The 5,894-nt window shown below is 44.1% G+C and carries 8 protein-coding genes and 1 pseudogene; all 9 read right to left on the reverse strand.

What is annotated here, in order from left to right:
- Nucleotides 1-508: 508 nt before the first annotated feature.
- The 9 genes and pseudogenes from F0229_RS21485 to F0229_RS21525 all read right to left on the reverse strand — a co-directional run bounded on the left by F0229_RS21485 (nt 509) and on the right by F0229_RS21525 (nt 5,838).
- On the reverse strand, nt 509-1,933 hold the full coding sequence (locus tag F0229_RS21485; RefSeq protein WP_171733680.1) for a zonular occludens toxin domain-containing protein: 1,425 nt from the start codon (nt 1,931-1,933) through the stop codon (nt 509-511).
- Nucleotide 1,934: 1 nt separating this feature from the next.
- Nucleotides 1,935-2,279 (reverse strand): hypothetical protein, encoded by a 345-nt coding sequence (locus tag F0229_RS21490; RefSeq protein ID WP_050634067.1) that lies wholly within the window; start codon nt 2,277-2,279, stop codon nt 1,935-1,937.
- 3 nt (nt 2,280-2,282) lie between these two features.
- Nucleotides 2,283-3,458 (reverse strand): hypothetical protein, encoded by a 1,176-nt coding sequence (locus tag F0229_RS21805; RefSeq protein ID WP_216606199.1) that lies wholly within the window; start codon nt 3,456-3,458, stop codon nt 2,283-2,285.
- Between the two features lie 149 nt (nt 3,459-3,607).
- Nucleotides 3,608-3,823, reverse strand: coding sequence for a hypothetical protein (locus F0229_RS21500; protein ID WP_019350626.1), 216 nt, complete (start codon nt 3,821-3,823; stop codon nt 3,608-3,610).
- 19 nt (nt 3,824-3,842) lie between these two features.
- Nucleotides 3,843-4,070, reverse strand: a complete 228-nt coding sequence (locus F0229_RS21505; RefSeq protein ID WP_019350627.1) for a hypothetical protein — start codon at nt 4,068-4,070, stop codon at nt 3,843-3,845.
- A 16-nt stretch (nt 4,071-4,086) separates the two neighbouring features.
- On the reverse strand, nt 4,087-4,428 hold the full coding sequence (locus F0229_RS21510) for a DUF1293 family protein (protein WP_171733681.1): 342 nt from the start codon (nt 4,426-4,428) through the stop codon (nt 4,087-4,089).
- Nucleotides 4,416-5,442 (reverse strand): annotated as a pseudogene (locus F0229_RS21515) (replication initiation factor domain-containing protein). Before F0229_RS21515 ends, F0229_RS21510 begins: the two are co-directional and overlap by 13 nt.
- Nucleotides 5,432-5,632, reverse strand: a complete 201-nt coding sequence (locus F0229_RS21520; protein ID WP_016793342.1) for a hypothetical protein — start codon at nt 5,630-5,632, stop codon at nt 5,432-5,434. Before F0229_RS21520 ends, F0229_RS21515 begins: the two are co-directional and overlap by 11 nt.
- A 2-nt stretch (nt 5,633-5,634) precedes the next feature.
- Nucleotides 5,635-5,838: a hypothetical protein gene (locus F0229_RS21525; protein WP_016793341.1), complete on the reverse strand. Its 204-nt coding sequence runs from the start codon at nt 5,836-5,838 to the stop codon at nt 5,635-5,637.
- Nucleotides 5,839-5,894 lie beyond the last annotated feature (56 nt).

The raw sequence follows: 5,894 nt of genomic DNA on the forward strand, positions 1-5,894 counted from the left end.
TGATATCAGGAACTGTGAGCCTGTCGGTGACGTTCACCTAAATCCAGAAAGAGAAGCTGCTTAATAAGTAAGCAAATGATGACAACTACCTTGAAAAACACCGTGATGGTCAGTTGTTAACTAGCGCGCAAGCTTGCAACTAGCGCAGGGTTGTGTGAGTGCTGATAGATAGGTCGAATTTACCCCCGTGATACAACACGGGGGTTGCTGCCCACAGCGTCGCGCTCGCTGTTCAGCTCTCACGACTCACGCGAAGCTGTGAGCAGAATAGAAAAGAGTTGTTAGTAAGATGGGTTGCAGTAGCAAAAAGCCCCACTAATGTTGTGAGGCTCTGCTAGGGTGATCTTGGCAATGTGAAGGGCTAGTGATGTGGTTTCATCAAGTCAGCTACGCTTCGCTGCTTTTCGGGCATTTAGGGAAGTCATACCCAAGAACTGTATCGAGTGCCCTTATCCCTGCGGGGCGAGTATGTCATTTTTGACATACCACCGTTCAAGTATGTCATTCGTCACATGCTGAAGATATCGACAGACCTTTGAACGTCTTCGACTCTACCACTCATCAAATCGTTACTTTCAGAAGCGATAGCAACGCCACTGGATGTAGGTGGACACGTTAAAACCCTCGACACTGATTTAGACCGCACTTGAATCAAACAATCATCAATCAATTCGAAGCGGTAGCCGTAGCGGTTCAATACAGCCGAGCGTATGTAAAAAGTGTCTACACCTTTATCTATCCTAAAGACAAAATCCGAATACTCACCAAAGCCCTTTGGATAAACCGTTCTACTTACTGACGTAAGATAGACCGCTGTAGAGCCGTTGAATACTGGAAAAGCATCAAAGAAAGGATTCACAGCATCAGGAAGACTTTCAGCAGAAGCTTGAGAAGTAACATTGCTAGAACCCACCCGAACAGAACTTTCCCCATCTTGGATAGGAACATTTTCAGATACTGGAACGTCAGTCGGAGTAGATAGAGTAGGCGAGTTGGTAGAGGCAGCTGGCGCATCAACCGTTTGAACTTCACCCACATCAGAATCAGATAGTACATAAGATAAATCCCATAGAAATTTGCCAATGGCCGCGACACCGATAAGGATCGCAAGAATGAATTTTGGAGACTTCAAAACCGAGATATCAGACTTAGTCGCGTTAAAACCTCCGGTTCCTGTGGACTGATAAAGCGCGAACACATCAACAGGGATTTTCTTGGTGGTACTACTTGCCATGTCGGCCTTAGTGGAAGGAGCTGTCTTAGTGGATTTTGGAGGGTGGTTAAAAATCCTAGGCTTACGACTTCGAAAGAATGTATCCGTAGAGCGGTGAGAATAAGCTTCACCGGCACACCCTTTTAACCAAGTGGGGATTGCGGTGTAATCAGGTGTGAGCATGACAATATCCCATTGGTATTTTCTATGTCGCATGAATGCACCGTAGAAGTCAAACGGGTAGAGCAGTCTGTTATTTTCATCGAGTTGGGTTCGTTCGCAATCATCAACGTCACCCACTTCAAACGAATCAGGGTCAACCGGAAGCCAACGAGAATAGAACAGTTCTGAAAAGTCTTTAGGTAGATAATCCACGAACTCAGAGAAAGGCTTTTGTAAGAACTTCTCACGCTTAAATCCTGCTTCGGGACAATACAAATCCTGACACTCATCAATCACAACGAATGCGCCAAGGGGCATCCAGTTGAACCAATTTTGCCAAAGCATTACGCCCTCAGAAGATCGTGTAAAGATCCTAATCAGTCGTGCTGAATCTGGAAATTTTTCACCTAACAATTCTTCGATAGATTCTTTAGGTTTCAAGCCCTCAATATTAGTGACAACGATACGACCCTCACGTAAAGCAGGGAGGATTTCGAACCATGTGACATAAGCGGTTTTATAAGCCCCGTTAGAGCCATGACGAAAGGAAACAGCCATATCACCACCCCATAATTCTAAGCACAAATGCCGTAGCAAACGCATCAACAACAATTCGAACTGAATCAACAATGCCGAACTGGTAACAAGCAAAGCGCAAGTCTGAGGGAAGCTTGTTAAAGGCCATGTTCAACACCGTGTAGACCTCATATTCAGAAAGCAGCAAAGAGGCAACGTTATAGGCCATTTCTAGCATTTGGATTTTTAGGTAGATATAGAGCTTAATGAACCAAAACCATGCGTAGGTGAACACCTCCAGAAACAAGTCTGGTATGGTGGCGAAGAAGTCGTAAATACTGCCGAAGACAGAAACAATATAATCAAGTGCGCTGTAGAAATATTCCATGATTTATACCTTAGAGCGACCAGAGGAAAGCAAGATAAAGCCAGCTAATAGAGTGGCGATGAATAAGATAACGGTTCGAATCATATTGCTATTGGTGGAGCCTAACGTGCTGAAAAGATTGAAACCTACATCAACATCCCATCGACTAAGAAAGAAGCTTGTACCGTCATATGAACCGTCAGAAAAAGACATTTGACCTAGTTTTAGAGGGGATTGTTTGAGCTTGCTTTCAAGTGTTTCTTCTAACTCATCAATTTCAGTTTTAAGATCATCAAGTGACGTGGTGAGTACTGTGTTAGCAGCAAAACCATTACCTTTACCTGGTGCAGTGAATGACTCTGACTTTCCAAAGACGTCTTCGAGAACATCTTTGATATCACCTTTGGTAAGACCATCACTATTATTAGAATTTCCACCGCCAGTAGAACCATCACCGCCAGTAGAACCATCACCACCAGTAGAACCGTCACCGCCAGTAGAACCATCACCACCAGTAGAACCGTCACCGCCAGTAGAACCATCACCACCAGTAGAACCGTCACCGCCAGTAGAACCATCACCGCCAGTAGAACCGTCACCGCCAGTAGAACCATCACCACCAGTAGAACCGTCACCGCCAGTAGAACCGTCACCACCAGTAGAACCGTCACCACCAGTAGAACCATCACCACCAGTAGAACCGTCACCACCAGTAGAACCATCACCGCCATTACAGCCTTGACCACTGTAATTATAATGACCGAAAGGGCGAGGGTCGTCAGCAACACCGCCAGCAATCCAAGTCCCTGACAGTAGGGAAACGTTGCAGCTGTTACGACAAACGGAATGAACAATTGGAGTACCGACAGGAAAAGCTATCGTACCTAAACTCTCACCTTCAAGTAGCTTGCATTCATCGGTAAAAGTAATGGTTGAAGACTTATTACCACCAGTCCAAACGTTCTCGCATTCAGCGTCGCTGTACTTATAAATCTTCATTATCAACTTGTTGCCTGAGATTTTTCCTGACGGGTAACCGTTATATTTCCCTCTATAGAACGGGCCGTCACAGATTTCTAAGTAAGCGGATAGTGCAGCTTCCATCGAGGAATATTTTCGCCCTTGGTTATCAACAACACCGGAAAACGAATAGAAAGACACGCTATATAAGATAAGAAGCAAGACAATTCGAGTCATCATAGGAAAGCCTGATATCAATAGGAGTGAACGAAAGTAAGATCAAAAAAGGGAGCCGAAGCTCCCAATCAATCAACCTGCTATGACTCCGGTGTAAACCCCATAAAGGAATGAGGCACACATTAAAGAGCCAAGAACAACGGAGACAATCATTACTTACGGAGCCAAGCGACAACCATACCTAGACCGAAACCAAGTGCAGCAATACCAATTACACCAGAAGTAGTAAGGCTAACCATAGATTTACCCGCATCGACAGCTGCTGTGATAGCGGTTTCATTTGCACCTTCAGCGAAAGCAGAGCTAGAAGTAAGAGCGACAGAAGCAACAAGGATTTTATTGCTAACCAATTGACGTAATTTCAACATAATAATTTTCCTAAATGGATTAACGAAAGTGTTTTAATACACGGCCTAGAACATGACCACCAACAAAGGTTGCCAAGCTCTGACCGACAACGAATTCATACAAAGATTTGTCGAATTCAAGTAATGACCAATCAAATTGACCATCAACCAAGTGCGTTAACTGTTCTTTAGAGACCAAAACATACTCACAAACATCCCCCGATGATTGTTGCAAAATCCCATCAATAACAGTCACGCAAATAGACATAGCAACTAAGACCTAATTACTTAGCTTTCATAAAGTTATCGAAGTGCTTTTTGACTTCTTCATCGACAGGAACAAGCTGATTCACCAAGATATCGAGTGGATCATTTGGGTTAGCACCAAAGCTCAGTTCGTATTCACGGTTAGCAACAAAAGCGCGTGATTGGATAAGCTGACGAGCGTAGGCCACATCAATTTTCAGAGCTTGTTTGTTGTAAGGGATGTCAGTTGAGAAACCGATACCCGTTTGCTGAAACTTCTCGTTATCGACTTCTTCAACAGCACGTAGGACAGACAGCTCTGCGAACTCCATATTAGATTTCGGGAAACGCTTGATAGAGATACCAGTTATTGTAGGCATATTCTTGACTCCAAAATTTCGATTTTCTGTTTAGTGTATTCGTCAGGAATGCCTAACGAGGTTTCATGCTTTACCACATTGGCGACGAACCCAAGCAATACGAGCAAAGAACTCAAGACCGGCTTTCTTTTTGTTAAGCTCAATCTTCATCGGTTCAGCAGGGTCGATACTGGCTGAGAAGTCACACAGACCAGCAAAGGCCGAAGCAGGCGAGGCGAGTAGTGCCAAGTCGCACTTCTTCAATTCCACTTCATTGCGGTACCAAATTACTTCAGGGTCAGCGATGTTTTGCTCAAACTTCTTGTTGTACACACGCCAGTAGATTGCAGAGGTACGAGAGCCAACAAGGACAGCTTCCTCTGATAATTCACCGGATTGTGAAACGCGCTTATGAGGGACCATTGTCGGACCACGTCCACGAGAAGCAGTGCGAAATGCTCCCTCATAAAAACATTTCTCAGCATACTTACAGTCAAAGATTCCGGTGTAGTCATCCACGCAGAGATCTAAACGGGCTAGGCGAGTGATACCCAAAAGTGACAACCACCAATGCACCTTTTTGTGTGTGGTGAAGTCGAACAACTTAGCGCAACCCGTACCATTGATTTGTACGTAGACCGTATCGTTGTTACCACCAACACCAACCAGACCGCATTCAACCGTTCCCGTAGAATCGTAAATCACCATCGAATCTTCATAGCCATGTAAGCCACGGCCACGCATAGGAGAAATACGAAAGTTAAAGACTTTAGACATGAACTCATCAAACCTATCGGCTAAAACCTTGCGGCATTTGTTACGGTGTGACTCTATTGATTTCTCTATCGCTTCTGGTGAGTTAAGACGACCGTTAACGGTTTTCTTTTTAAACTCAGGAAACTGCATGTTGATAAAGTCTTGTTCGTTCGAGTTATCCAAGTGTCTAAGCGAACCGTATGAAAACGAAAAGGCTAGGTGATCTACTTGAACCGGACGAATTTCATCATGGAACTTATGAGGCTTTTTAGATGGCATGGAACACACCCTTAACCAAAAGCTCTTGGTAGTTCTCATCGGTGATTTCAACAATCTGAAATGACACCATGCCGTAATGAACTTCCATGAACTGGAAGAACTCACGCTGAGACTTAAAGAAGTTATGACCCCAAGGAAAATAGGCGTTAATGCCGTGATTGGGTTCGTTGTCGAAGTAGATAGAATCCATGATTAATCGCTCACAACATAAGAGACTTGAGCTAAAGGCCAAGAGTCTTTGAGGTGTTCAACAATGCTGTGTGCGTCAGACGCGGAAAGGAACTTACTGTGAAAGTGTTGACCTGTAGTGATCACAAAAGGCTTACCAAAAGATGAAATCCCAAATCCTGCAAAGTAACGAGGAAAACACCCAGAGACTAAAAGAACGTTAAACATAACAACCACCTTGACTGATTATTGAGAATAGTAGTGACCATCTAAGCCGAGCTATA

Origin of the sequence: Vibrio sp. AIC-3 (assembly GCF_013114515.1) — a bacterium.
Taxonomy (GTDB): domain Bacteria; phylum Pseudomonadota; class Gammaproteobacteria; order Enterobacterales; family Vibrionaceae; genus Vibrio; species Vibrio crassostreae_C.